The sequence below is a fragment of the Candidatus Woesearchaeota archaeon genome, assembly GCA_030651375.1.
In the GTDB taxonomy this organism is placed as follows: Archaea; Nanobdellota; Nanobdellia; order Woesearchaeales; family UBA12501; genus JAUSFM01.
On record JAUSFM010000006.1, the window covers coordinates 12,906 to 34,703 of the forward strand.

A 21,798-nucleotide genomic window follows, 5' to 3' on the forward strand; every position below is an offset into this window, starting at 1 on the left:
TTAGATGTCCATCATTTTTTTCATCATCGGATGCATATCATACATATGCTGTTTTGCAATGTCTTCATACAGCCGATACACAATCATAATCGAGAGGAGCAAGGATGTGCCGTTGACCAGCGCACCCATAACGTCAGCAACACCGGCGAGGAATCCAATTGATAGGCCACCCATAATTGTTAATGGTCCAATATACCTTTGCAGGATACGCTCCATAATTCGCGGGTCCTGGCGGAAACCAGGAATACTAAGCCCTGACTTTAGAATCTGCTTTGCCTGGCTGTTCGCGTCCATGCCTGAGGTTTGCACCCAAAAATAGGAAAAGATGGTTGCGCCAATCATCAATATAAGGATATAAAATACTGCAACCGCAATTAATCCTCCGGTTACCGTGCCCTTAATAACTGCATCAAGAATGTTCGGGGGTGACAGCCACATGACCAATCCTGTTGCAGGGCTGTTTCCCACAAACGTGCCCAGAAATGGATGCCCCCAATTTTGGAGTAGCCGTGCCCAAAGTTGTATGTTTGCCAGAAGTGCTGCAATTAAAATAACCGGAATGTTGCTCGTGTACATAAAATTGAGCGGCCAGCGGATTGCATGCCCGCGCACACGGCCAAAGGAAAGTGGAATCTCAACCTTCATTGATTGCCCATACACTGCCATACAAAAAATGACTGCAGTTGTTGCAATGGTTGCCAAGGCAAGCGCCGCACCGACCGGGTTTGCCGTCAGCAAGGAGTGGAACAATTCCAATAATTTTCCAATCGGTGCTTCAGTGCCGAATGGCCAGCCCATTGATCCTGACGTCGTAAATGGGGAAAATAGGCGGATAAAAAGTTGTTTGGCAACACCCGCAGCGATAAACAAACTAATACCGGAGCCAAAGCCCCATTTGCTTACCACTTCATCCATAAACATGATAAGCATGCCGCCGATAAACAGCTGGAATACAATCAAGAGCTCGAGCCAAAAATAAAGTGCCGTACCTGCATGTTGTGCCGGTGGTGCAAGGCCGCCCATAAAAACATAAATACATGCTTCAAAGATAACGAAAAAAATCGCTGTACATTTCTGCACGGCCTGAAAGTTTTTCTTTCCTTCCGGCGTGCTTGTGTCAAACTTTATCAGGCCGGAACCGTTCAGCAACTGGATAACGATAGATGCAGTGACCAGCGGGCCAATTCCCAGTGAGATAATTGAGCCGAATTCTGCGCCGAGAATCAGGGATAAAAATTCAAACTGTTCCAGCGCATTTGCGCCGAGCCCAAACAAGCTGACCATACCCAACACAAAGAAAAGTACCAGCGTGAGCAGTGTCCATTTCATCTTTTCCTTAAATCCCAGTTTTCGTTGGGAAGGCCCACCTACCTCGGGGAGGTATGCTGCAAGCGTCTTGATGAATGACATGGGTGGACTAACCTGTTTATCCTTTTTTAATCTTCTGTTTCTATTCTGATTTTTCTGATGCAGATTCGCCGCCTGCATCTGCTGATGAATTAAGAACGATAAGCTTTCCGCCGGCTTTTTCAACTTTTTCACGAACTTTTGCTGACGCATATTCTGTCGTTAATGCCCATTTTTTCGTGACATGCCCTGCGCTCAACACTTTATTGTATCCTGCTTTTTTCAGGTCAACTTCAATAACACCGCCTTTTTCCTGCGCTGTTCCTGCTGCCTGAAGTGCTGGCAGGTGGGTTTCAATCCAGCCAAGGTTGACTGCAGTAATGATAGATCTATTTTTCTTTTTGAATCCGTGCTTGCCAAAGACAATGCCCAACTTAAGCATGGATGGCTTTTTTTGGTCTGCACGCTTTCCTGAGCCGGCACGGCCAACGCCGCCACGGTGGCCTGAGCCACGCCGCTTTTTCTTTGAGCCGCCGCCATGCGCTTTGCTGCCGCGGTATGCCCGTACTTTTCTTCGTTTGTTAACCGTCATTGTTTCATCTCAATAATGTTCTGATTTTCATATCATACGTTGCAGGAGTTCGTTAATCTTTTCACGACGCTCACCCAGCGCCCCACCAACGACAAAACTTCGTTTGATTCCTTTTCTTCCATGTCCCTTGCGAGGTGGCGCAAGGAAAAACACATTCTCATGCTTTGAAGCACGTTTTGTGCGTAGGAGCGTTTCTGTTTCTGCATCGGGGATTCCCCACGTGACATAATCCTTCACTTTTCTCAGCATACCGCGAAGCACCTGCGAGTCATTGTAGATGACGCACACATGTTTCTTGCGCAGGCGAAGCATGTCGAGCGTTGAACGTATCTGGCCGTTCAGGTTTACATCGCCGCGGATGCGGACGACAACCACTTTGGATGATGCGTCTTTTGTCATGAGGATTCCTGCGTTGTTTTTGTTCTTTTATTTTTTTATTCCACCACTGCGGGTTCAGCAGGTGTTTCATATACACCAGTCGCACCTGCAGGGCCATCAACAATGCCCAGTGTTTCAATATGCACCGGCAGTGTTTTCGTCTTCATAAGCTGCTCGAGCGCATCCATACAGGCGAGGATGAGATTTGCCTTCGTGCCAACGTTTCCAAACGTCTTGGTCCAGACATCCTTGATGCCTGCAAGCCGCAGTATCTTCTGGCACTCTTTTTCAGCGATGAGCCCTTTACCTTTTGGCGCTGGGATGAGCTTGACGCGGACTGAGCCGCAGCTGCCGACAACCGTATACGGTACGCTGTGCGGCTGGCGGCAATTGCATTGCCATGAGCCACAGCCACGTCGAATCATGCGGATGTTGAGGCGTGCATTTCTAAATGCTTTTTCACGTGCAGGCACGGTCTCTTTTGCCTTGCCCTTGCCGAGGCCCACAAATCCATTGCGGTTGCCGACAACCGCGTACGCGGAAAATTTCGGCTTGTTTCCTTCCATTGTTTTTTTCTGGGTTTGCTTAAACACACGCCGCTGTCCGCCGCCAAATTTCCCTTTTGCTTGGCCGACGAGGAGTAGGTCTGTTTCAGCGCCGGGCATGAGTGCGTCAATTATCTGTGATTCCTGCACTCTGCCGCCCTGCTCAAAAATTTGTTTAAGGTCAGTAAGCTGGCCCGCTTTAACTTTCTTGCCTATCTCTGTTTTTGGCGTCCATGACTCTATTTCTTTGGTGCTTGCTGCAGGAATGACTATTGCAGCTTCAGGATCAACAATGACTGGTGCTGGCTCTTTTTCCTTTTCCACGGTTATTTCCGGTATCTCAACTATGTCTTCCGGTGCCGCAGCTTCAGGAGCTGCTTGTTGTGCTTGTTTTGGTTCTTTCTTCGTGCGTGCCATAGGTTTCACATAAGTAGTTGATTATTGTTTGAGCAATTTTGCTTTTATTTCTTGACATCGTTTCGGCATATCCTCAGGATTGAGCCCTTTTTTGATGTAGCCGGAAAACTGTTTTTCATAGCGTGATCGTTCTGCTTTTATCTTTTTACTATACTCGCTGATATGCTCTCCATTCACCCGTTTCTCATCCGGCAGCACTTCGTCAGCAACAGGCACATGCACGCCTGCATCTTTTACTCCTTTGACGACAGTATACAAGACGGATCTCTTGACTGGTTTTCCCAATCCAAGGTCAGGAATGAGTGTGGTTATTTTTGCCTTTTTTGCTTTTGCACCCATGAGCAATCCCAGCAGGTATGCTGCGGGCTGGTTGGTATTCCCATAGGTCCAGCCATGCGCTGCAAGCTCGCGCGTGTGCGCTGATGCAAGGACACGGTCGCCTTCCGGGCTAAATGAAACTGCTTGCGCAGCAATGTGCTTGAGCGATACGCGAATCACGAGGCGCGGTGTGCGCGATTTCAGGAGCTTGAGCCGTCTCCGGTAATCAGTTTTCCCTGCTCCTTTGCGCCGGTACGGCACGGTTCGTATTTTTGAGGTCATGGTGCTTCTCGGTATTTTATTTATTCATTATTTCTTTATTTGTTCACTTTTTTTGCTTCTTTTTCTTTTGCTGTCTCTTTTTTTATAAACAGGTTGTTCTCTTCCAAAAACAGCGCAAGGTGGCGCTTGCTTCTGTATGAACCACCCTTTGCGCGGCCGTACATGGTTCGATATGTTTCTTGAGTAATGCGTGCATAGTCTTTCAGCTCTTTCAAAAACAGGCGTTGGAGTCTGATCCTATTTATCCATGCTTCTTTGGGATGCGTACGCGCAGTCTTCCTGCCTCGACGGCTTCCAAACCCTTTCTGCCGCCCTTTTTGGCGCTGGGATTTTCGCTTTCGTGCGCGGCCGCGTGAGCGTGGCTCATCCGGCTTTTGCTGGATTTTGCCTGCAACAATAAGGCCGCGGATATCAGCCGAGGTGATTGCTTCCTTTATCTTTTCCAAATAGGCTGGGTCAAACCAGACCTTTTTCGGGGAGCATCCCAACACTGCTGCTGCCAATCGGCGCTGGACGGTAAAATGCATGGGTATCACTTAGTTTGTGTGCGTTAAAATCTGGTCAATTTCTTTTTTTTCTTGTTTTTTTCGCTCTTCTTCACTCACTTCTTCAGCAGGATCTTTTTTTTCTGCCGCCTTTTCCTTTGCCTTTTGTTCGCCTTCTTTCTTCTTTTTCTCTTTTTCAGAGAAAAGCAGTCGGCGGTCATCCTGGCGTTTTTTCATTCCCGCAGCAACTTCAGCGATGAAGTTCTGAGGATTTTTGAGTGAAAGCGTAAGGCCTTTTTTCATGGCTGCTTCAACAAGCTGCACTCTTTTTTTAGTGCCGACTCCTGCGGCAACAATCACGACGTGCTCTTTTGTTGCTCGTGCAAGTCCATTTATGTTTTCAATAACAAGTGGTATCCTACCTGCTTGGTCGCGTCCACTAACTGCCCGAGGAGCGCCATACCCAGTTGAAGGAGGATTTATGTGGCCCTTTCTTTTTTCACGAATCTTCGATTGGTGGCCGCGTGCACGCCGCCATTTTCCCTTCACGCGCGTCTTTCTTTTTTTATCCTGCCGCAGGAAAAAGGGCTTACGCAGTTTCAGCCGCTTTCTTGTTTCCAACAGTTTTTTGATGTCTGCCATGGTTTGTTTGTGCGTTTTTATTTTTCGTTTCTACTTTTTTTGTTTTTATTCAATCGCTTTTCCATCTTTTGTCGTTATGTAAATACCGTCTTGAAAGATGCGGCGGTCACGATTTTTTACAACAGTGAGTTTTTCAATGTTTGCTGCGCATTGGCTTACCGGTTCGATTGCGGCTCCCTCAACAACTACTTCCTGCCCCTCTACCTTTACTTTGATGGATGAATCAAATTTCAGTATGCGTGGGTTTTTTTCACCCAAAAAGTTTTTGACACTGAATTCAGTTGCTCCTGCAGTAACAGTCATGGGAAAATGGCCTGAGCATATCTTGAGCCGGTACTCGTGGCCTTCGGCTGCTCCCCGCAGCATGTTTGCAATGTGTGAGTCGATCGTGTTTATCATTTTCTTTTCGCGCGCCGTCGCCTGGCTGCTGTGAATAATAACCTTGTTGTTCTCACTGCGTATCTTGATGTACGGGTGTTTCCATTCACGGGTAATTTCTCCCTTCGGTCCTTTGACCGTGACGCGCGATTCGTGTGCAACCTGCGCAGTAATACCTGCAGGAATGTCCAGTTCCGTGGTAAGGGTTGTTTTTTTCATGGTTGTTTGTTTTTAGTAACATTTAGTAACAGTAGGAGACCATTTTTCCGCCGAGGCGCTTTGTTTTTGCATCGGCATGGCTCATCATTCCCTGGCTCGTTGAAACAATAATGATCCCGAAATCCCGCGCTGGGAGGAAACGCTTCTCAAATTTTTCATATTCTTTCATTGTGATTGGAAAGCGCGGCTTAATAGCGGCACAAATATTTATCTTGCCGAGTAAATGCACGACAAGGCTGCCACCACGAGCATCGGCCTTCTCTTCCCACGAGCCAATGTAGTGCTTCTCCTGCATGATCTTAAGCACCGTTTTGATTATGCGTGAAACAGGGCGAATCGTGCAGGTCATCCTGCCGATTTTTTCAGCATTGTTGATGGCTGCCAGCGCACTGGCCAGAGTATCGTTTTGCATTCAGTTCACCATTCGTTAATTGTATTTTTTGAATCCAAGGTTCCGTGCAACTTCGCGGAAGCATTGTCGGCACAGGTCAAGCCCGTACTTGTTTATGTGAGCGCGAATGCGGCCGCATCGCCGGCAGCGGTGGAGCGAAATGCCACAGCTTCGTGTCCGGGGCGCATTATGCTTTTTGTATTTTTTCAGCTTTATCGGCTTTGCCTTCAGCTGTTTGAATACCTTTTTGTAATTACTGTACGTCATTCTTCGTCACCAATCCGCACCTTAAACTGGCTCTGGAAAAAACCAACAGCTTCTTCTCGTGTGATGCGGTGTTTTTTTCCAATTAATTTCTTGTCCGAGCGCCGCTTGATGCGGAAGCCCGGCCGTTCGAGTGTCACGCAGACCTGGAGACCCATAATGCCAATTTCCGGGTCATACTTAATCCCACCAATGTCAATATACTCGTGAATGCCAAATGACACATTGCCATGCTCGTCAAAATTCTGCAGCCCCAACGCGTTCGTCTTTGCCTCAAGCAGGCGCGGCAGAAGCTCGACTGCTTTTTTCTTGCGCAGCGTTATTTTGCAGCCAATCGGCAGGCCAGGACGGAGCCCCCATGCAGGCAACCGTTTCTGCGTTACCGTTGTTATCGGCGTGCCGCTCGTAATATTCTTGAGGAGTTTCAGCCCTTTTTTGAGCACTTCCTGATTCTTTCCTGCACCTATATTCAGCGTCAGTTTCTCAATCCGGAGTGTGCGCATAGGATTATTCATGAGTTTCCTCGGGGAGTGTTATTTCGGTTTTTTCCGCGCCAATAACCACGGCGTACCGCTGCGCGGTTTCTGCTTTTGCTTTGCCCTTCAGTGTGGTAAATCCTATGACTCCATCGCGAACAGCATCAAGCGTTGCCGCCATTCCCATCGACTTGCCGCCGATGAAAAACAGCGTGCATCCTGTTTTGAACGGAAGGTGAGCCTGTATTTTTTTTGTTGAGCGGTTAAACAGTACACTGTCGCCGCAGCGGTACTGGGCCGCTTCTTTTTTTGGGACCAGAATGTTTCTGCCATTGTCGCCATTGATCTGGCAATTGTTTTTGTCAACATCATTTTTGCCGACAATTCGTACAAGGTTGAGCTGTTTTTCTTTTTCAGGAATTTTGACGGCAATCAAGCGCCCATGCGTATCAAGAAACATGCGGTAGCACTCTTTCAAATCAGGAATTTCAACAACGTCAAACAGCCCGACAGGAATTTTCTCATCGCGAACTCTGTTGCCATTGATAAGTACTTGTTTGTTATGGATGATGTACTTCACTTCTTTTTGGGTGTTGGCACATTTGATGATGCCTTTCATGAATAGGGCGATAGGGAGTGCGTACTGTTTAGGCTGGCCGCTGGGCAATGCACGAACCGTGAATACCTCTTTCTTGCGGACAAGAGGCCATGATTTCGGTGCTGATATACTTTTTTGGTGGTATTTTACCATTGCGTTTTCTCCTTATTGTTTTAGTGTTTCAATTGTTCTTCCCGGCGCTTGTCGCTCAGGTTTAATTCAGTGATGAGGATTTTTGAGGGATTGACACCTCGTGGTTTTTGGGTGCCGTCCTTGCGCGTCACGCTGATTCCGGTTATGTACACGCACTCTTTTGTGTAACTGACCTGATCCACCTTTCCCGTTTTTCCTTTGCTTGAGCCGCGAAGCACACGCACGGTGTCGCCTTGATGCACGGTTGCTGCGTTGGTGTTATACTTCTTTTTCAATTCCTTTGCGAGCGGGCTTTGCATGCGTTTTTTCCGGAGGTGCAGGGGCAGGTTTGCACGGTACTTACGCTGCTTGCGTGGCTTCGTTGATGCCTTCCATGCCGATGACCAGGTTTTTTCCATGTTCTTACACTCATCTATACAATCACACTGGCAAGTTTTGCAATTGCCGGCCAGCGGTCGCATGCTTCTTTTGCAATTGGGCCCTTGAGCAGGGTTCCCTTAGGATTTCCTTTGTCGTCTTTAAGGATAACAATTGAGTTGTCTTCAAACATGATGTGCATGCCATCCGGCCGGCGGTACTGCTTTTTCTGGCGCACAATAACACCGAATGCGGTCTTCTTTCGCATGTCCGGCTTTCCTTTTTTGACCGAGACTTGTACCAGGTCGCCAACGCCTGCTGACTGGATGCGCCCGCGCCGTGTCTTGTGGCCTCTGACGGAAAACATTCGCACTTGTTTGGCGCCGGAATTATCACAGGGCTCCATATAGGTGCCGACTGGAATTCCCCGTGTGACATTTGCTTTATGTGCTTGCATGATTATTCATCCCGTTTCTGTTTTGCTGCTTTTTCTTTTGATTCCTTTGCTTTTTTTTCCTGCGCAGCAACTGCCGTGACGTCTTCACCGCGTATCTTGTTCTCTGCGCCGAGATTCTGGATAACCACAAAGTTTTTGGTCTTGCTTATTGGCCGTGTTTCAATGATCTTGACACTATCACCTTCGCGTGCTGGAATGCATGTTGGAAGATGCGCGTGTATCTTGGTCCGCCGCATTTCATACCGCTCATATTTTGGCAGGTAGTACCGGCGGTCCCAAGTGATGGTTGCTGTTTTTTGTGCTTTGTTGGCAACCACGGTTCCGACGAACATTCTCTTTTTTACGCTGAGCTGTCCATGGAATGGGCATTTCTTGTCGCTGCACGCTGTTGGCGTTCCCTGCATTCCGAAGATTGTTTTGCTTTTCATGGTGATCATTTTTTTGGTAGTGGTATTCTTTTCATGTTTTTCTTTTTTTACGTTGGTATCACATTTCTATGTCAATCATCTCTTGTGGGAAACCCAGTTTGGTGAGCACGGCCTTTGCTTTGCTCTTATGGTTGCCTTGCAGTTCGATGCGGTTGTCCTTGATAGTTCCTCCGCACGCAAATGAGTTCTTGAGTTTTTTTATCAAGTCTTTCTCATCAAGGTCTTTGAGGTCAATGCCAGTAATCATGGTGTATTGTTTTCCGAACTTTCGTTTTTCAATGCAGACGGTTATGCGTTGGCTTTCTTTCGCTATGGTCTCGCATACGCAGAGCTCTTTAGGCAATCCACACGTGCTGCAAATCTCACTCATGCTTGGTCATCACCTTGGTTTGTTTATGTTCATTTCGTTCGTTTCCTTTTCTCTGTTGGGTGAGCGTGAGTATCCGTGCAATGGCGCGCCGGTTATTGCGCACAGCGTACGGGTTTTTCTGGCTGGCGCCTGTTGCGGTCTGGCCGCGAAGCTTCACAAGCTCCTTTTCGAGCTCAGTCTTTCGTTTGGCAAGGTCGCCTGCGTTTAGTGCAATCAAATTTTTGTATGCTTTGGTCATGATAGTCAACTCATGCTTCAGTTTGCGCTGCTGGTGCAGCGGCAGCCTCTGTTTGATCGGTACTGTCCTGTTTTTCAGTTTCAGCTTTTTCCGCTTTCTTTTTTCTACGGGGTGCTTTTTTCTTCTCTTCCTTTTTTTCATCGCCCGGCGTTTTTGATTCACCTTTCTGCGCTGCAGGCGCTGATTCGGTTATTTCATCAATGACCTTCAGCTCGTCAGGCAGTTTGATGCCCGGCGGCATAATGCGCACCTTGATGCCGATAACGCCTGACTTCAGTTTTGCCGTTGCATATGCTTTCAATACTTTAGTGACTGCGATGTCGCCGCACTTTTTCAAGTATCCTTGGTAAAATCGCCACGCTCGTGCACGTGCGCTGGGCACTTTGCCCGAGATGATAATTTCCACGCCGAGTGCGCGCGCATTCATGACATCCTGCATGACCTGGTGCGCGACGCCTTTAAACCGTGCTGAGCCAAATCGCTCGAGTGATTGTGCAATGCGCTCGGCAACAATCTGCGCGTCGAGGTGCACATTTTCAACTTCTGCAATTTCTATTTGTGGATTTTCAAGTTCGAATTTTTTCTTGATCGTGGTGGTGAGCTTCTTGATGTTTTGGCCGCTCTTGCCAACGATAATGCCCGGGCGCGAGGTATACACTACAATCTTTTCACCCATCGGTGTGCGCTGGACTTTCGTGTGGCTTTGGCCGGTATTGTGCAAGCTTTGGGAAATGAATTCCTGAATCTGGAACTCTTTCATTTTCTGGGCAATAATCTTTCGCTCAATCATGCGTTGTACCTTTTTTTTCTTGTTTTGCTTTTTGTTTTCGTTGTTCTGGTGCAGCTTCTTTTTGTTCGCGTGCAACAAATTCGAGGTGGGTGTTTTTCATGCGTCGGCCGCGCTGGCGTGAAATCCGGTACGGCCGTGCACCCTTATTTGCCACGGCGTGAATAATAACCAGCCGGCTTGTGTTGAGCCCTTTGTGCTGTGCATTCATCTCTAATGACTTAATCAGGTTGAGTATTGCGGTGCAAGCATTTTTTGGAAACTGTCCGGCGGCCATGCCCGGCTTGTGGCCGGCGCCGTTGGTATATCGCTTGAACGGAATCGGGCGCTTGAGTGCAATAGCGTCTTCAAGTATGCGTTTGACGACTGCAATGTTCCGGTGCCGAAGGGTGTTGCATACCTCAATCGAGTGCTTGGTCGAGATGGATACATCTCTGCCAATGACTCGCACCATCGAGCCTTTTTCATAGTCCGGAAAGCTGTAGCCATGCATGTTTATTTCACCGATATGCTTGCACTTGAGCGCGTTGCGCCAATGCCCGGTGAGTTGTGTTTGACTGACCGTCGGGTAAGTGCGAATTCACCAAGGTAATGGCCAAGCATTTCCGGCACAATATGAACCGGCTGCCAGGTTTTGCCGTCGTACACTTCAATGTCGCGGTCAACCATCTGGGGAACGATAATCATGTCTCTGCACTGGGTGCGGAGTTTTCTTCGGTTTTTCTTGATATGCTCAAGGAGTGTCTGCTTCTGGTGAGTGGAGCCTCGTTTAAGGCTTCTACGCGCGCGCGCTGGCAGGAGGGTGAGGAACTCTTCGAAACTCATACGTCGAACTTCCTCGATTGTTTTTCCCCGATACGTAAATTCTTTTTTTGCCATTGGTTTCTCCTAAGTTCGTGCGTTTCGTGCTTTTATGTTGTTGCTTTTTTTGCGCCAGTCTTTCGTCCGGTTCTGCGTGGGCGTATCATGCCGACGTTTCTTCCCGGCGGCGCGTGCCGCGGTGCGGGTCGTGCCTTGGATTTTCTTGATGATCGCTTGTTACCGAATGGGTGGTCAACTGCGTTGACTGCGCCACCCGAGATTCGTGGGTACAATTTGTTGCGGGCCTTCATCTTATAATGTTTCTTGCCTGCTTTTCCAAATGGTTTTTCCAATCGTCCGCCGCCAGCGAGTACGCCGATGGTTGCTCTGCATTGCGGATTGAACTCTTTGATTTTTTTGGAGGGTAATTTGACGAGGATACGGTCATCATATCGTGCAAGTACGCGTGCAAAGGTGCCTGATGCGCGGGCAAATTTGCCGCCGTCACCCGGTGTGCCTTCAACATTATATACTGGCGCTCCTTCAGGGATATTTTTCAAATGAGTAGTATTCCCAATTTCAACAGGTGCGTCCTTTCCCGCAGAGATTTGGTCACCGATAGCAAGGCCTTCTGCAGCAGGCATGAGCACTTCTTCACCGTCTTCAAACGCAACGCGCGCCAACGGCGCTGAATGTCCCGGGCAGTGGATAAATTCTCGGATGAGCCCTTTGAATGTACCGTCTGACCATGTTTTGTGGAGTGCTTCGCCTGCGTAATTGAATGAGGGCGCTCGATATCTCGGGCCTCCTCGTCCGCGTGCTTGTGCAATTATGCGTTTTCCCATAGTTTCACATCATACCAAGCTGCGTTGCAATGTCAATTGCTGGCGTTTCTTTGCTGAACTGTACCACTGCCCGTTTTTCTCCTTTTGAGGTAATTTGAGTGTTCACGTTTGCGACTTTTGTTTTGAAGAGTGCTTCGATCGCCTTTTTGATTGCTGGTTTGTCAGCGCGCCGGTCAACGACAAAGACGAGCTTGTTTTCTGATTCCATCAGGCGAATCGATTTTTCCGTTGATACCGGGTGAAGTATGATTGTGTTCATGTGGTAGTCTCATTACTTTTGTTTTACTTGTTTTTCCTTTGGCTGTGCTTTTGCTTTTGGAACTTGCTTGTGTTCCTTTTTCTGTTCTTGTTTTTTTCCGGTGTCTGCAGTTGTTTCTTCTTTTCTCGGCGCGCTTTTGCCCTTGAAATCATTCATGAACCAGTGTTCAGTGCGAAGGCGCTCAACTGCTGCTTCAGTGTACAGAGTGAGCCGACCGGGCGCTCCGGGCGCAAGAAGGACTGCGTTCAATTCATCAACCCGTGCCACGTCGATACCGGGCAAGTTGACGCGTTCAATCGGTGCATTGCCGCTGATGACAACGAGTGGCCCTCGTCGCTGTTTGTATTTTCGTCCGCGTCCTTTTCCTCTTCCGGCGCGCACTTTTTTAATTGCGCAGCGCACGAGTTCTTGTTCAAGGCCAAGCGCGAGCAATGCTTTTTCAAGGTCATGTGCCTTGGTTATTTTTTCAAACTCAGTGCTGATAATAAACGGGTATGCATCAGGAACACGGTGGCCGCGGCTCTTCACCATTTCTTTGTTGACGGTTGCAGCGAGTGCTGAACGGACCGCAAACCGGTTTTCTTTTTTGTTGATTTTTCTTGCCCAGATTTTCCATGGCTTTGGCGGATGCGCGCGCCGTCCGCCGACACAGCCGGGTGCAAACGCGCCGACCCAATTCATATTGGTGCCGCTTCTGCTGTGTACTTTTCGGGGAACACGTGAAATACCATGGCCGTAACAGCCGCGGTAACTTCTTCGCTGCTTGCTGACCCATGATGATGATCGCTTGCCTGCTTCAGGGAATGCACCGTACGGTTGGCGTTGGGTGCTGCGCAATGCTTCAGCAGCACGCTCAATAACATCTGGGCGCACCTGCTCGTCGAATTGCGGCGGCATGTCCACCTTTCCGGTGTTTTTGTTGTCGATGGTGAGGATGGAGAGTTTCATGTTACATTCCCTGTTTTGTTGTTACACTGACATATCTGATTGTGGGCGCTTCCGACGGTATTCTCGTGGTTGGCCGCTGGGGGTGGGTAAGTTTGATGAGGCGTTTTGCCGGCCCGCCAACCGAGCCCTTGACGATAAGGTACTGGTTTTTCACCATGCCATAGCGCTTGAAGCCGTCAGGCGGATTGATATTTTTTGGCTGGGTGTCCATTTTCAGCACCCACTTGTTCCATTCAGTGCGCGTGTGATAACCGGTCTGTCCTGCGTGGGCAACACGGTACATCATATGTCCTTGTCCTTTCCACGCGCCGAGTGAGCCCGGGCCGCGCTTGGTTTTTTCTGACTTGTGGTGGCGAATGGCAACACCAAATCGTTTGACTGGGCCTTGCAGACCGCGTCCGGTGGTGACGCTGTGGGCATCGACTTGTTGCCCTTCAGCAAAAACATCATTCACAAAAATATCCTTGCCCATTTTTTCCTGCGCCCATGCAAGTTTTTGCGCAACTGTGCCGCCGAGCCCCACTTCAAAGACTTCAGGCCGTTTCTTGATCGATGTCATAGCAGGCTGGGTCTGAACCAGCACGCGGATGTCAGTGTATTTTTCGGCCTTGAGCTCAGCAAGTTTTTGCGTTGGCTCTTTTTTTGTAACTGGAAAAACGCGAGAAAGATCAGGAGTGCCTTTGCCGACGATATCAGTCATCACCCGCTCGCCGTAGGCATATACTTTGTCGATACCATAACAGCGCACGCCAATGACACGCATGGGCGGGCATTCAATGATAGTTGCAGCCGTCATGAGCTCCATGCCTTTTGTTTTTGCGGTTTTGCGAGAATCAACAAGAATAAGATGCGTCATGCCCACTTTGTAGCCGGCGAAACAGCCAGCCTTGCCCAGTGGGGTAGTCCATGCTCTAATAGGTGTATGCTGGCGTTCAGCACGCTTTCGCGGCCAAAACTGCATGCTTCCTGAATGCGGCTGGTGTTCTTTTGGCATGGGTATTCCTTGATTTCAGCATTCTGGGATACAGCTCAAGCTTATTTGGTGAAATAAGGTCTATTATCTCTTATTTCGACAAAATTGCCTTAAATAACGTCTTTCAACGAAGAATTCGCATTCTTCGCCAAACGTGTACTGAAAGACAACTTTTTCAGGCTTTGTTTGGCTGTGTTCCCATGTTTAAACCTTGAATGACATGTTTAAACACATTATATCGCGTTTTGCGTATTCTATTCAGGAATTGCGGAATTATATAAAGATTGTGATTTGAACGAACGAAAAACAGGTATTAAAACAGGTATTTATTCCCTATCTATTTATTGCCTACCTCCCGTATCCTCACTTCGGCCCACAGCAGCGGCTTTTCATACTCGTCGTGGTACCGTCCAGCAATTCGATCCCATGTTTCTACGCCTCTGTCCGTCAAGCTGATAAGCGGTCCATATTCTACAGTGCTGTGCAGGGGAATGAATGAATGTATCTCGTATTTGAACGTCTGGTTGTTTAGCCCACCAATAAGCATGAGCATGTACTGGGTCTTGTAGCGAAGTATGAGTTCGCACGTTGGCTCACCTTTGCACTCTTCATGCGCATGGAGCCGTAAAGCTTGAAGGTCTTCCACACTCGGCGTGGTGTTGTCATACTTCTTGTCATACTTCTTATACCGGCGGGATTCCTCTTTAGGACGCGTTGTGCCACGCTCCTCTTCCTGTTTAAGAACTGATTTTATTTCATCTGGTGTTCGCGGATGGGAATGATAATCACCGATAAACATTCTGCCCTGTTGCTCAATTGGGTCGATCTCCGCATGCGAAAAGAACACGCCAACGCCTAACGATTCCTGGTATTGCATCGGCTTAAGAAACGTATCAATAACGCCGTCAGGCCGCGCAAAGAGCATGTATGAAACTTCATGGTCGTGGGTGAACGAGCTGCGCAGCGTGCCGAGCACCGGCGTTGTTATCGGCACAACAACCTTGTCAGAGTTGGTAACAAGAAAATACGCACCCTCTGCATCGCCCGCATTCAGCCGGTCTTCAAGTGTTCTTTTATACAATATATAATGCGGAAGTCTCGGCGTTTGTGGCGGTTCATCGGTGGAAATGCCAAGCATACTCAGCGTTGCAGCAGCGCCAATGCCTCGTGTCATTGTTTGGGAAAAGTGTCTCCGTGTATAGTTCATCATCGCGGGAAAAAGAAACAACTATATATACCTCACGGTTCTTCTTTTCGGCGGTGCTCTCGTCGTATAGCTTGGATAGTATGCGGCCCTCCGAAGGCTGTGACCGGGGTTCAAATCCCCGCGGGAGCGTTTTGGTTATGTAGAAGCGTGCGAAGCGTTGTTTTCTCTTCCGGAGAAAACACGTCGTTCACAACAGTTTTTTGCGCAGCAAAAAAAGGTTGGTTTACATCCCCACAGGAGCGTATATTAGTTTTGAATCAGAGGTCTGGAATCAGGGGTATGACGAACTTGATTATTGCGGTGCCTTTGCCATATACTCTCCCAAATCTCGTTTGAGAACATCACCGGTAACCATTCCATTAAGCAAGGGCATGTCTGCCTGCGGATGAAGAAAATCAACAATGCCCGGTCGTTGGCTTTCAACACTTCTGCGCACGCCGCGATGCAGTGTTTCAGCCAGTGTGCCGTATTTTAATTTGTCAGGATCAATCTTCCCTTCCGCGATCAATGCTTCAATCAGCAGGCGATAGTTTTTTCCAAACTGAAAGAAATACGTGCCGCCCTCGACGACAACCGGCCGCCATTCGTTGCCGACTTTACCTTCCAAACAATGTTCTGGATCCTTGCGCATATCTCCAATTGTTCCTGCAGAACTGTCGGCGTGCTCGCCGAAAATAAGGTCGCCGACCTTTGCTTTTCTCCCCTCGAAATATTCCTGCAATTCCGGCTCCGTGCCGTTGAGATATTGGATGAGCTGGAGCGTATTTTCCTGCACTAATCGGTAGTCTTTCCCTCCTACGTTTCGTGTGCCGCTAAAATAATTCGGGCCAAGCCCATAATAAAATTCAGCCAACGCATTCAGCGCAATGGTGCCAAGGTTGACTAGTTGTGCATGAATCTGGTAAATGCCACTGTTCTGAAAGCGTGCCATGGCAAGTTCATCTTCAAATTTGAGATGTCTTTTGAGCTTTTGATCACTTGGCCATAACCTGCGCGGGTATCCCCGTACGATATTGAATCGGAGAAGCTGTTTCCATACATCTTTATCACTTCCCGTGCCATACTCTTCCCGTCCGGGCCACGAATAGCCAAGGTTTGCATCTACCGGATGCACACACCCCAAGCGGACCTCTTCGGGGAGTTTACGAAAAAAAATATCAATGGCACGGTACGTCTCTTCCATTAGTGCCGGATCAATTATCTGGTTATCATCAGTAAGTCCAGAAATTCCAAACTGGCCTTCATTCTCAATCAGAATCGTCGCTTCTCGTTCCCGCTCTCTCTGCGTTCCGGTTTGAAAGCGGTGTGCGTTAAAAGAAGGAATGCGTAATTCGGCAGCGCACATGATGCTTTCTGCTTTTATTTACTATAAATAGTTTATTGTGGTTCAGTCGTTATGTTATTGTCCTCTTTTGTTTGTCCTTCTTTCATCTTTTCCCTAAATTCTTTATATCCTCGCCGTGCTTCTTTCATGCGCTGTTTTTGTTCGTCAGTCATGGTTCGCTTTTCTTTTTTGCCTTCTTTTTCCTGCCGTTGCGCCTGCCGCATCATTCTGCGCACGTATTGTACTGGATTGGTGCACCGCGTGCATATCTGCTCGGCACATTTGAGGCCCATGCTTGAATAATATCCTGCATTGTCACAATTTGGCGGCAGCACGGTTCTCTTTTGCTGCCGGTGGTAGCGAAGCCGCCCGGTCAATACTGTTTCACGCAGCGCTTCGCCAACTTCAGCATTTTTCTTGTTCCATTCATCAAGCCGTTTTTCAATGGCATCGGCATCCCAGCCAACGCTGGCCAAAAAATTAATCAGCACAAACATGGCACGCTTCTTGCCGTCTTTCATGCCCTGCAGCATTTTTGCTATACATGGTGGGAACAATGTTTCTGGCGCAGCAGTCTGGAATTTTTCAAATGCTTTTTCACCGCGAGAATCGCCGAGATACGCTTCACCGGCTGTTTTTTCTTGCTCCTTGCGCGTGCCAAAATCAATTGCTGTGCGCAAGAGTGCCATTGCTTCTCCCTTTGTGGTGTTGGCTGTGTCGAGGAATATTGGATTATTTTTGGTGACATTCGGCGGCGCTGCGCGCTGCTTGTCAAACGTCATGATATCTTCTGGCGCAATCGGAAGGGACATAAGCCCTGATTTTTCATGGAGCGAGTACGGCGCGCGGTAGAGGTGCCGCGAAGAAATAAGCACCGTGTCCACTTCAATCAGCGCCGTGGTGTTGAGCTGCTGGACTACTGTTTCAGCGCCGCAAGTTTGGCACCCCCGTTCTGCATTCATCAGCCGCATGAGCTTGCTGCATTTTTCGCAGGCAGTTGGCTCATCTGCCTCTTTTATCTGCACGTTGCCGCAGTGTTCACAGCCATATTCAATGCGCGGCTTTTCCTTTTCATTTGCTTTTTTTTCCGTGTCGCACCCTGCGCACACGGTTTTGATAAGGTCTTCTTTTTTGGTTTGTTGTTTCAGCTTGTCAAAATCAACGCTGAACCGCTGGGCGAAATATATCCGGTTATTTTTCACGCTGATATGTTTTGCCGTTATATACCCAAGAAGGTACGTTGCAATCATGCGGGGCGCTTCAGGAAAGAGTAGTCGGGTTTCAACGAGCTGGCCTGCCCGGTCAATTTTTTCCGGGAACGCTTCAAAGGGCACGCCGATATGCCATCCCTTGTTGCCGGAAAATTTTACGCTGACGCTTTTGATGCCGTGTTCTTGCAGGCTTTTTACCATGAGCCATGCAGTCATTTTTGATACACCCCAGTGCACTGCATCGATGTCAAGCACAAGGTCCCATCCGGTGCGCAGGGCATCACTGTCGGTTTTTCGCATGCCGGTTTCAAGCGCCAGCGGATTTGACCAGCGCTCTTCGGAAACATGAAACGATGTTGCACCTTTCTTTGCCAGCTCCCCAACATCATTCGGAAAATACACAGCGTCCGGCCGTTTGCCAAATCCGCTTTCGCCGTATTTCACTGCTGCTTCCCTGTTTTTTGCTCCGGCAGCAAGGCCTTCTTGCACCTCTCTCCGGAGATAATATTTCAGAATGGCAGCAGGTTCCATACTGTTGGTGAATGGGTGCGGTTTTATAATGATTATTATGGGGCGCTTGCTATTTTTGAGCAGAACATTTTTAAGCATTCCATCCTTTTTTGGTCTGATGGCGGTGAATGCGCGTGAGCAGGAAGCAGGGTTTCGTGAGTGGCTCGAAAAAATAAACACCAGCAACAAGCTCATCATTGTTGAAGGAAAAAAAGATGCACATGCCTTGTGTTCGCTCGGTGTCAACAACCATGTTGTGATGCTCAGCAAAAAGCCACTCTACGCGGTTGTCGAAGATGTTGCCGAAAAAACAACCGACGTCATCATCCTTACTGACTTCGACAAAAAGGGGAAGGAATTATACGGCAAACTCAAAAAATCACTCATCGCCCACGGCGTACAGGTAGACAACACGTTTCGTGAATTTCTGCAGAACACCGGCATCAGCCACATCGAGGGTTTAAAAACACACGTGCAAAAATATATAAAGGGGCAGGAACTTTAGAATTCTATGGATGGACGTATCAAAACAGTTGTACTGCTTGGATTCCTGAGCGCCCTCATGCTCGGCATCGGTCGCTTATTGGGCGGATTTCAGGGACTGACTATTGGGTTAGTCTTTGCACTCGTTATGAACATCGGCAGCTACTGGTTCAGCGACAAAATTGTGCTTGCCATCTACCGCGCCAAGCCATTTACGCAAAAAGACCAGCCGGAGCTCTACAAAATCGTCAAAGAAGTGGCTGAAAAAGCGCAGCTGCCCATGCCCAAATTGTATATCATCCCTTCGCCAGCACCAAACGCATTTGCCACCGGACGAAATCCGAACCACGCGGCTGTTGCTTTTACCAACGGCATCCTCACCCTGTTAAACAAAGACGAGTTGCGTGGCGTGATTGCTCACGAGCTTTCACACATTAAGAATAGAGACATCCTCATCACCACCATCGCTGCAACCATCGCTGCAGTGATTTCCTACGTCGGCATGATTGTGCGCTGGGGCGCCATCTTTGGCGGCTTCGGTGGGCGTGACAATCAAAGAGGCGGATCGGGTGGCATACTTCAATTTTTGGTCTTGGCAATTCTCGCTCCCTTGACTGCAACAATCATTCAGCTTGCCATTTCCCGCGCGCGCGAATATCAAGCAGACAAAACAGGGGCAGAAACACTGAAGGATGGAAAACACCTCGCGTCGGCACTTGACAAACTACACGGCAGCGTTTCCAAACACCCGCTCACTTTTGGCAACGCGCAGACATCAAGCTTATTTATCGTCAACCCATTCAGCGCGCATGGACTCATTGCATTGTTCAGCACGCACCCACCGGCTGCTGAAAGAATTAAACGGTTGAAGGGAATGAAGTTTTGATAATTCTTTTTTTAACCATTTTTTAAGCATACTTTTCTGTTCATCTCTTCTTTGGTATCTTCTGCCCCTTGTGCTGGTCATGCACATGCTGCGCAAGCGCCTTCACATTCTTGTGGCAGTGGGGGCATTTTCCTTCCTCTGTCGGCTTGACATATCGGGGAAGTATTCCGAGTTTTGCGCGTGTCGTTGACATATTCTGTTTTTTGTTTTTGCCATTTAAATTGTTTATGCAAAAATCATATAAATAACACCTTCTTTTTCATTTCTATGGCGTCACAAACCGCAACCTTTGCCGCCGGATGCTTCTGGGGCGTTGAAGCAATGTTCAGAAAAGTAAACGGCGTGCTCCAGACAACCGTCGGCTACACCGGTGGCACAGCACCAAACCCGACGTACGAAAAATTGTGCACTGGCACCACAGGCCACGCAGAGGCAGTGCAAGTTGTTTTTGACCCCCACATCATCTCGTATTCCGAGCTCGTTGATTTTTTCTGGACTATACATAATCCAACCGTGTTGAATCGGCAAGGGCCTGATATTGGCTCGCAGTACCGCTCGGCGATTTTCTGCCACAACGACAAACAAAAAAGAGAAGCAGAGGCGTCAAAGGCAAAGCTTGAAAAATCAGGACGATACAAACAACCCGTGGTCACGCAGATCGTTCCTGCACGGCAGTTCTACAAAGCAGAAGAATATCATCAACGCTATCTCGAAAAAAAGGGGCTGGCATCTTGTCATATCTAAACCAATAGGTATTTATATTTCTTCTTTGAAATATCATCCATGCGCAAAAAACCATCTAAAAAATCATCAAAAACAGCATCAAAAAATGTGCTGACTGAAGGATCGATTCTGAAATCATTGCTCACGTTAGCTATCCCTATTGTTCTTGCAACAATGCTCCAGACTGCGTACCAGTTGATCGACGCATTCTGGGTTGGCAGACTCGGGGAAGCTGCTGTTGCGGCTGTTGCATTAAGCTTTCCCATAATGTTCCTCCTTTTTTCATTTGGTGGAGGGCTGGCAATTGCCGGCACGATTCTTGTTGCGCAATACCGCGGCAAGGGAAACCAGCAGCAGGTTGATTATTTTGCTGCGCAGACCGTGCTGATGATGTTGGCGGTGTCGGTTGTGCTCACTATTCTCGGTTATTTTATGACTCCCTTTCTGATTCGCCTGATGGGCGCAGCTCCTGACGTGTTTCCTCAAGCGGTTTCCTTTCTCCAAATATCGTTTTTGGGAATGGTTGCAGTGTTCGGCTCGTTTGTGTTCCAGTCACTCATGCGCGGCGTTGGCGATGTGAAAACACCGCTCCTTATAATCTTGGGGTCAGTAATTCTCAATTTTTTCCTTGATCCGTTATTTATTTACGGGTATGGCTCATTTCCAGCATTTGGCGTCGGTGGAGCTGCGGTTGCCACGGTCATTACTGAAGGCCTTGCTGCCATCATCGGATTTTCAATGCTGTTCAGCGGGAAGTACGGAATTCACGTCAAACTCTCAAATCTGAAGCCACGTTTTGACGTAGTTAAAAAAATGTTTTTACTCGGATTTCCTTCGTCGATTGACCAATCGTTGCGCGCTCTCGGATTTATCGCTATGGTTGTCCTTGTTGCAAGCTTTGGCACAACCGCGATTGCTGCCTATGGCATTGGCATGCGCATCCTTGGATTTATTATCATTCCTGCACTGGGTTTGAGCATTGCAACCTCCACGCTTGTCGGCCAAAATATGGGTGCAGGAAAAATTGCGCGGGCAGAAAAAATAGCCACCTTAAGTACCCTTCTCGGCTTTGGCGCCCTCACGGTTATTGGCATACTGATTTTTATTTTTGCACGGCCGCTCTCTACCTTTTTTATTCCCGGTGAAGAACAGGTCATTGCACTGAGTACATCCTTCATCCATATCATCGCATTAACCTTTGGTCTTATTAGCATTCATATCGTGCTGAGTGGCGTATTTCGTGGTGCAGGCGACACCATGACTCCACTGGTGCTTGCGCTGATAAGCTTGTGGCTGATCCAGTTCCCGCTTGCGTACGTTCTTTCAACCTACACCGCTCTCGGCGTTGCCGGCATTTGGTGGGCATTCCCCCTTGCCAATATTATCAACGCAGTGATAACTATTCTTTGGTACCTGCGCGGCTCATGGAAAAAGAAACGCATCACTGAAGACTTCAAAATGATTGAAAAAGTCGAAGAAGCAGCGCTGACTGAAGAAGGAATATAA

The 21,798-nt window shown here is 48.2% G+C and carries 31 protein-coding genes, 1 tRNA gene and 1 pseudogene; 5 read left to right on the forward strand and 28 right to left on the reverse strand.

Annotation, left to right across the window (positions count from 1 at the left end; all coding sequences use genetic code 11):
- From secY to Q7R76_01930, 25 genes and pseudogenes are all read right to left on the reverse strand, one after another.
- Window positions 1–1,410, reverse strand: coding sequence for a preprotein translocase subunit SecY (secY, locus tag Q7R76_01810; GenBank protein ID MDO8642308.1), 1,410 nt, complete (start codon window positions 1,408–1,410; stop codon window positions 1–3).
- A gap of 40 nt (window positions 1,411–1,450) precedes the next feature.
- Window positions 1,451–1,939, reverse strand: a complete 489-nt coding sequence (locus Q7R76_01815) for an uL15 family ribosomal protein (GenBank protein ID MDO8642309.1) — start codon at window positions 1,937–1,939, stop codon at window positions 1,451–1,453.
- A gap of 27 nt (window positions 1,940–1,966) precedes the next feature.
- Complete coding sequence (locus Q7R76_01820; protein ID MDO8642310.1) at window positions 1,967–2,338, reverse strand: uL30 family ribosomal protein; 372 nt, start codon at window positions 2,336–2,338, stop codon at window positions 1,967–1,969.
- A gap of 35 nt (window positions 2,339–2,373) precedes the next feature.
- Entirely contained in the window at window positions 2,374–3,279 is a 906-nt protein-coding gene (rpsE, locus tag Q7R76_01825) for a 30S ribosomal protein S5 (GenBank protein ID MDO8642311.1), read from the reverse strand.
- 21 nt (window positions 3,280–3,300) lie between these two features.
- Window positions 3,301–3,879 (reverse strand): 50S ribosomal protein L18, encoded by a 579-nt coding sequence (locus Q7R76_01830; GenBank protein ID MDO8642312.1) that lies wholly within the window; start codon window positions 3,877–3,879, stop codon window positions 3,301–3,303.
- 35 nt (window positions 3,880–3,914) lie between these two features.
- Window positions 3,915–4,406: a 50S ribosomal protein L19e gene (locus Q7R76_01835; protein ID MDO8642313.1), complete on the reverse strand. Its 492-nt coding sequence runs from the start codon at window positions 4,404–4,406 to the stop codon at window positions 3,915–3,917.
- A 9-nt stretch (window positions 4,407–4,415) separates the two neighbouring features.
- On the reverse strand, window positions 4,416–5,006 hold the full coding sequence (locus tag Q7R76_01840) for an eL32 family ribosomal protein (protein MDO8642314.1): 591 nt from the start codon (window positions 5,004–5,006) through the stop codon (window positions 4,416–4,418).
- Between the two features lie 45 nt (window positions 5,007–5,051).
- The gene (locus Q7R76_01845; protein ID MDO8642315.1) at window positions 5,052–5,603 is read right to left on the reverse strand and encodes a 50S ribosomal protein L6; all 552 of its coding nucleotides are present in this window, start codon (window positions 5,601–5,603) and stop codon (window positions 5,052–5,054) included.
- A 22-nt stretch (window positions 5,604–5,625) separates the two neighbouring features.
- Window positions 5,626–6,015, reverse strand: a complete 390-nt coding sequence (locus tag Q7R76_01850; protein ID MDO8642316.1) for a 30S ribosomal protein S8 — start codon at window positions 6,013–6,015, stop codon at window positions 5,626–5,628.
- Window positions 6,016–6,030: 15 nt separating this feature from the next.
- Window positions 6,031–6,210 (reverse strand): 30S ribosomal protein S14, encoded by a 180-nt coding sequence (locus tag Q7R76_01855; GenBank protein ID MDO8642317.1) that lies wholly within the window; start codon window positions 6,208–6,210, stop codon window positions 6,031–6,033.
- Between the two features lie 47 nt (window positions 6,211–6,257).
- The gene (locus tag Q7R76_01860) at window positions 6,258–6,773 is read right to left on the reverse strand and encodes a 50S ribosomal protein L5 (GenBank protein MDO8642318.1); all 516 of its coding nucleotides are present in this window, start codon (window positions 6,771–6,773) and stop codon (window positions 6,258–6,260) included.
- Complete coding sequence (locus Q7R76_01865) at window positions 6,766–7,485, reverse strand: hypothetical protein (GenBank protein ID MDO8642319.1); 720 nt, start codon at window positions 7,483–7,485, stop codon at window positions 6,766–6,768. Before Q7R76_01865 ends, Q7R76_01860 begins: the two co-directional genes overlap by 8 nt.
- Before the next feature lie 20 nt (window positions 7,486–7,505).
- On the reverse strand, window positions 7,506–7,883 hold the full coding sequence (rplX, locus tag Q7R76_01870; protein MDO8642320.1) for a 50S ribosomal protein L24: 378 nt from the start codon (window positions 7,881–7,883) through the stop codon (window positions 7,506–7,508).
- A gap of 14 nt (window positions 7,884–7,897) precedes the next feature.
- Window positions 7,898–8,299, reverse strand: coding sequence for a 50S ribosomal protein L14 (locus Q7R76_01875; GenBank protein MDO8642321.1), 402 nt, complete (start codon window positions 8,297–8,299; stop codon window positions 7,898–7,900).
- A gap of 119 nt (window positions 8,300–8,418) precedes the next feature.
- Window positions 8,419–8,727, reverse strand: a pseudogene (locus Q7R76_01880) (30S ribosomal protein S17).
- A gap of 58 nt (window positions 8,728–8,785) precedes the next feature.
- A complete protein-coding gene (locus tag Q7R76_01885; protein ID MDO8642322.1) occupies window positions 8,786–9,097 on the reverse strand; it encodes a translation initiation factor in 312 nt (103 codons plus the stop codon).
- Entirely contained in the window at window positions 9,090–9,335 is a 246-nt protein-coding gene (rpmC, locus tag Q7R76_01890) for a 50S ribosomal protein L29 (GenBank protein MDO8642323.1), read from the reverse strand. Before rpmC ends, Q7R76_01885 begins: the two co-directional genes overlap by 8 nt.
- 10 nt (window positions 9,336–9,345) lie before the next feature.
- Complete coding sequence (locus Q7R76_01895) at window positions 9,346–10,125, reverse strand: 30S ribosomal protein S3 (GenBank protein MDO8642324.1); 780 nt, start codon at window positions 10,123–10,125, stop codon at window positions 9,346–9,348.
- Window positions 10,118–10,615: a 50S ribosomal protein L22 gene (gene rplV, locus Q7R76_01900; protein ID MDO8642325.1), complete on the reverse strand. Its 498-nt coding sequence runs from the start codon at window positions 10,613–10,615 to the stop codon at window positions 10,118–10,120. The genes Q7R76_01895 and rplV overlap by 8 nt, the downstream gene beginning before the upstream one ends.
- Window positions 10,616–10,617: 2 nt before the next feature.
- Window positions 10,618–11,001, reverse strand: a complete 384-nt coding sequence (locus Q7R76_01905; protein MDO8642326.1) for a 30S ribosomal protein S19 — start codon at window positions 10,999–11,001, stop codon at window positions 10,618–10,620.
- 32 nt (window positions 11,002–11,033) lie between these two features.
- Entirely contained in the window at window positions 11,034–11,768 is a 735-nt protein-coding gene (locus Q7R76_01910; GenBank protein ID MDO8642327.1) for a 50S ribosomal protein L2, read from the reverse strand.
- Window positions 11,769–11,772: 4 nt separating this feature from the next.
- A complete protein-coding gene (locus Q7R76_01915; GenBank protein ID MDO8642328.1) occupies window positions 11,773–12,027 on the reverse strand; it encodes a 50S ribosomal protein L23 in 255 nt (84 codons plus the stop codon).
- Window positions 12,028–12,039: 12 nt separating this feature from the next.
- Window positions 12,040–12,975, reverse strand: coding sequence for a 50S ribosomal protein L4 (rplD, locus tag Q7R76_01920; protein ID MDO8642329.1), 936 nt, complete (start codon window positions 12,973–12,975; stop codon window positions 12,040–12,042).
- A 1-nt stretch (window position 12,976) separates the two neighbouring features.
- A complete protein-coding gene (gene rpl3p / locus Q7R76_01925; GenBank protein MDO8642330.1) occupies window positions 12,977–13,969 on the reverse strand; it encodes a 50S ribosomal protein L3 in 993 nt (330 codons plus the stop codon).
- Window positions 13,970–14,285: 316 nt separating this feature from the next.
- Window positions 14,286–15,155: a hypothetical protein gene (locus Q7R76_01930; protein MDO8642331.1), complete on the reverse strand. Its 870-nt coding sequence runs from the start codon at window positions 15,153–15,155 to the stop codon at window positions 14,286–14,288.
- Between the two features lie 55 nt (window positions 15,156–15,210).
- On the opposite strand from Q7R76_01930, the gene Q7R76_01935 reads away from it, so the two are divergent.
- Window positions 15,211–15,284 (forward strand) — tRNA-Arg (locus Q7R76_01935).
- 163 nt (window positions 15,285–15,447) lie between these two features.
- Here Q7R76_01935 and Q7R76_01940 read toward each other — a convergent pair.
- On the reverse strand, window positions 15,448–16,500 hold the full coding sequence (locus tag Q7R76_01940; GenBank protein MDO8642332.1) for a hypothetical protein: 1,053 nt from the start codon (window positions 16,498–16,500) through the stop codon (window positions 15,448–15,450).
- A 32-nt stretch (window positions 16,501–16,532) separates the two neighbouring features.
- The gene (locus Q7R76_01945) at window positions 16,533–18,221 is read right to left on the reverse strand and encodes a hypothetical protein (protein MDO8642333.1); all 1,689 of its coding nucleotides are present in this window, start codon (window positions 18,219–18,221) and stop codon (window positions 16,533–16,535) included.
- Between the two features lie 97 nt (window positions 18,222–18,318).
- Between Q7R76_01945 and Q7R76_01950 the strand changes: the two genes are divergently transcribed.
- Together Q7R76_01950 and Q7R76_01955 are read left to right on the forward strand one after the other, a co-directional pair.
- Window positions 18,319–18,705, forward strand: coding sequence for a toprim domain-containing protein (locus Q7R76_01950; GenBank protein ID MDO8642334.1), 387 nt, complete (start codon window positions 18,319–18,321; stop codon window positions 18,703–18,705).
- Between the two features lie 6 nt (window positions 18,706–18,711).
- Complete coding sequence (locus Q7R76_01955) at window positions 18,712–19,569, forward strand: zinc metalloprotease HtpX (GenBank protein ID MDO8642335.1); 858 nt, start codon at window positions 18,712–18,714, stop codon at window positions 19,567–19,569.
- A gap of 40 nt (window positions 19,570–19,609) precedes the next feature.
- Here Q7R76_01955 and Q7R76_01960 read toward each other — a convergent pair whose 3' ends face one another.
- Window positions 19,610–19,762, reverse strand: a complete 153-nt coding sequence (locus Q7R76_01960) for a hypothetical protein (protein MDO8642336.1) — start codon at window positions 19,760–19,762, stop codon at window positions 19,610–19,612.
- Window positions 19,763–19,836: 74 nt separating this feature from the next.
- On the opposite strand from Q7R76_01960, the gene msrA reads away from it, so the two are divergent.
- Window positions 19,837–20,313 (forward strand): peptide-methionine (S)-S-oxide reductase MsrA, encoded by a 477-nt coding sequence (gene msrA / locus Q7R76_01965; protein MDO8642337.1) that lies wholly within the window; start codon window positions 19,837–19,839, stop codon window positions 20,311–20,313.
- Window positions 20,314–20,352: 39 nt separating this feature from the next.
- Window positions 20,353–21,798, forward strand: coding sequence for an MATE family efflux transporter (locus Q7R76_01970; GenBank protein MDO8642338.1), 1,446 nt, complete (start codon window positions 20,353–20,355; stop codon window positions 21,796–21,798).

What these genes read in the sequence shown, in the direction of transcription:
- secY (MDO8642308.1), bottom strand. Translation starts at nt 1,410, where the DNA reads ATGTCATTCATCAAGACGCTTGCAGCATACCTCCCCGAGGTAGGTGGG.
- Q7R76_01815 (MDO8642309.1), bottom strand. Translation starts at nt 1,939, where the DNA reads ATGACGGTTAACAAACGAAGAAAAGTACGGGCATACCGCGGCAGCAAA.
- Q7R76_01820 (MDO8642310.1), bottom strand. Translation starts at nt 2,338, where the DNA reads ATGACAAAAGACGCATCATCCAAAGTGGTTGTCGTCCGCATCCGCGGC.
- rpsE (MDO8642311.1), bottom strand. Translation starts at nt 3,279, where the DNA reads ATGGCACGCACGAAGAAAGAACCAAAACAAGCACAACAAGCAGCTCCT.
- Q7R76_01830 (MDO8642312.1), bottom strand. Translation starts at nt 3,879, where the DNA reads ATGACCTCAAAAATACGAACCGTGCCGTACCGGCGCAAAGGAGCAGGG.
- Q7R76_01835 (MDO8642313.1), bottom strand. Translation starts at nt 4,406, where the DNA reads ATGCATTTTACCGTCCAGCGCCGATTGGCAGCAGCAGTGTTGGGATGC.
- Q7R76_01840 (MDO8642314.1), bottom strand. Translation starts at nt 5,006, where the DNA reads ATGGCAGACATCAAAAAACTGTTGGAAACAAGAAAGCGGCTGAAACTG.
- Q7R76_01845 (MDO8642315.1), bottom strand. Translation starts at nt 5,603, where the DNA reads ATGAAAAAAACAACCCTTACCACGGAACTGGACATTCCTGCAGGTATT.
- Q7R76_01850 (MDO8642316.1), bottom strand. Translation starts at nt 6,015, where the DNA reads ATGCAAAACGATACTCTGGCCAGTGCGCTGGCAGCCATCAACAATGCT.
- Q7R76_01860 (MDO8642318.1), bottom strand. Translation starts at nt 6,773, where the DNA reads ATGAATAATCCTATGCGCACACTCCGGATTGAGAAACTGACGCTGAAT.
- Q7R76_01865 (MDO8642319.1), bottom strand. Translation starts at nt 7,485, where the DNA reads ATGGTAAAATACCACCAAAAAAGTATATCAGCACCGAAATCATGGCCT.
- rplX (MDO8642320.1), bottom strand. Translation starts at nt 7,883, where the DNA reads ATGGAAAAAACCTGGTCATCGGCATGGAAGGCATCAACGAAGCCACGC.
- Q7R76_01875 (MDO8642321.1), bottom strand. Translation starts at nt 8,299, where the DNA reads ATGCAAGCACATAAAGCAAATGTCACACGGGGAATTCCAGTCGGCACC.
- Q7R76_01885 (MDO8642322.1), bottom strand. Translation starts at nt 9,097, where the DNA reads ATGAGTGAGATTTGCAGCACGTGTGGATTGCCTAAAGAGCTCTGCGTA.
- rpmC (MDO8642323.1), bottom strand. Translation starts at nt 9,335, where the DNA reads ATGACCAAAGCATACAAAAATTTGATTGCACTAAACGCAGGCGACCTT.
- Q7R76_01895 (MDO8642324.1), bottom strand. Translation starts at nt 10,125, where the DNA reads ATGATTGAGCGAAAGATTATTGCCCAGAAAATGAAAGAGTTCCAGATT.
- rplV (MDO8642325.1), bottom strand. Translation starts at nt 10,615, where the DNA reads ATGCATGGCTACAGCTTTCCGGACTATGAAAAAGGCTCGATGGTGCGA.
- Q7R76_01905 (MDO8642326.1), bottom strand. Translation starts at nt 11,001, where the DNA reads ATGGCAAAAAAAGAATTTACGTATCGGGGAAAAACAATCGAGGAAGTT.
- Q7R76_01910 (MDO8642327.1), bottom strand. Translation starts at nt 11,768, where the DNA reads ATGGGAAAACGCATAATTGCACAAGCACGCGGACGAGGAGGCCCGAGA.
- Q7R76_01915 (MDO8642328.1), bottom strand. Translation starts at nt 12,027, where the DNA reads ATGAACACAATCATACTTCACCCGGTATCAACGGAAAAATCGATTCGC.
- rplD (MDO8642329.1), bottom strand. Translation starts at nt 12,975, where the DNA reads ATGAAACTCTCCATCCTCACCATCGACAACAAAAACACCGGAAAGGTG.
- rpl3p (MDO8642330.1), bottom strand. Translation starts at nt 13,969, where the DNA reads ATGCCAAAAGAACACCAGCCGCATTCAGGAAGCATGCAGTTTTGGCCG.
- Q7R76_01930 (MDO8642331.1), bottom strand. Translation starts at nt 15,155, where the DNA reads ATGAACTATACACGGAGACACTTTTCCCAAACAATGACACGAGGCATT.
- Q7R76_01940 (MDO8642332.1), bottom strand. Translation starts at nt 16,500, where the DNA reads ATGTGCGCTGCCGAATTACGCATTCCTTCTTTTAACGCACACCGCTTT.
- Q7R76_01945 (MDO8642333.1), bottom strand. Translation starts at nt 18,221, where the DNA reads ATGGAACCTGCTGCCATTCTGAAATATTATCTCCGGAGAGAGGTGCAA.
- Q7R76_01950 (MDO8642334.1), top strand. Translation starts at nt 18,319, where the DNA reads ATGGCGGTGAATGCGCGTGAGCAGGAAGCAGGGTTTCGTGAGTGGCTC.
- Q7R76_01955 (MDO8642335.1), top strand. Translation starts at nt 18,712, where the DNA reads ATGGATGGACGTATCAAAACAGTTGTACTGCTTGGATTCCTGAGCGCC.
- Q7R76_01960 (MDO8642336.1), bottom strand. Translation starts at nt 19,762, where the DNA reads ATGTCAACGACACGCGCAAAACTCGGAATACTTCCCCGATATGTCAAG.
- msrA (MDO8642337.1), top strand. Translation starts at nt 19,837, where the DNA reads ATGGCGTCACAAACCGCAACCTTTGCCGCCGGATGCTTCTGGGGCGTT.
- Q7R76_01970 (MDO8642338.1), top strand. Translation starts at nt 20,353, where the DNA reads ATGCGCAAAAAACCATCTAAAAAATCATCAAAAACAGCATCAAAAAAT.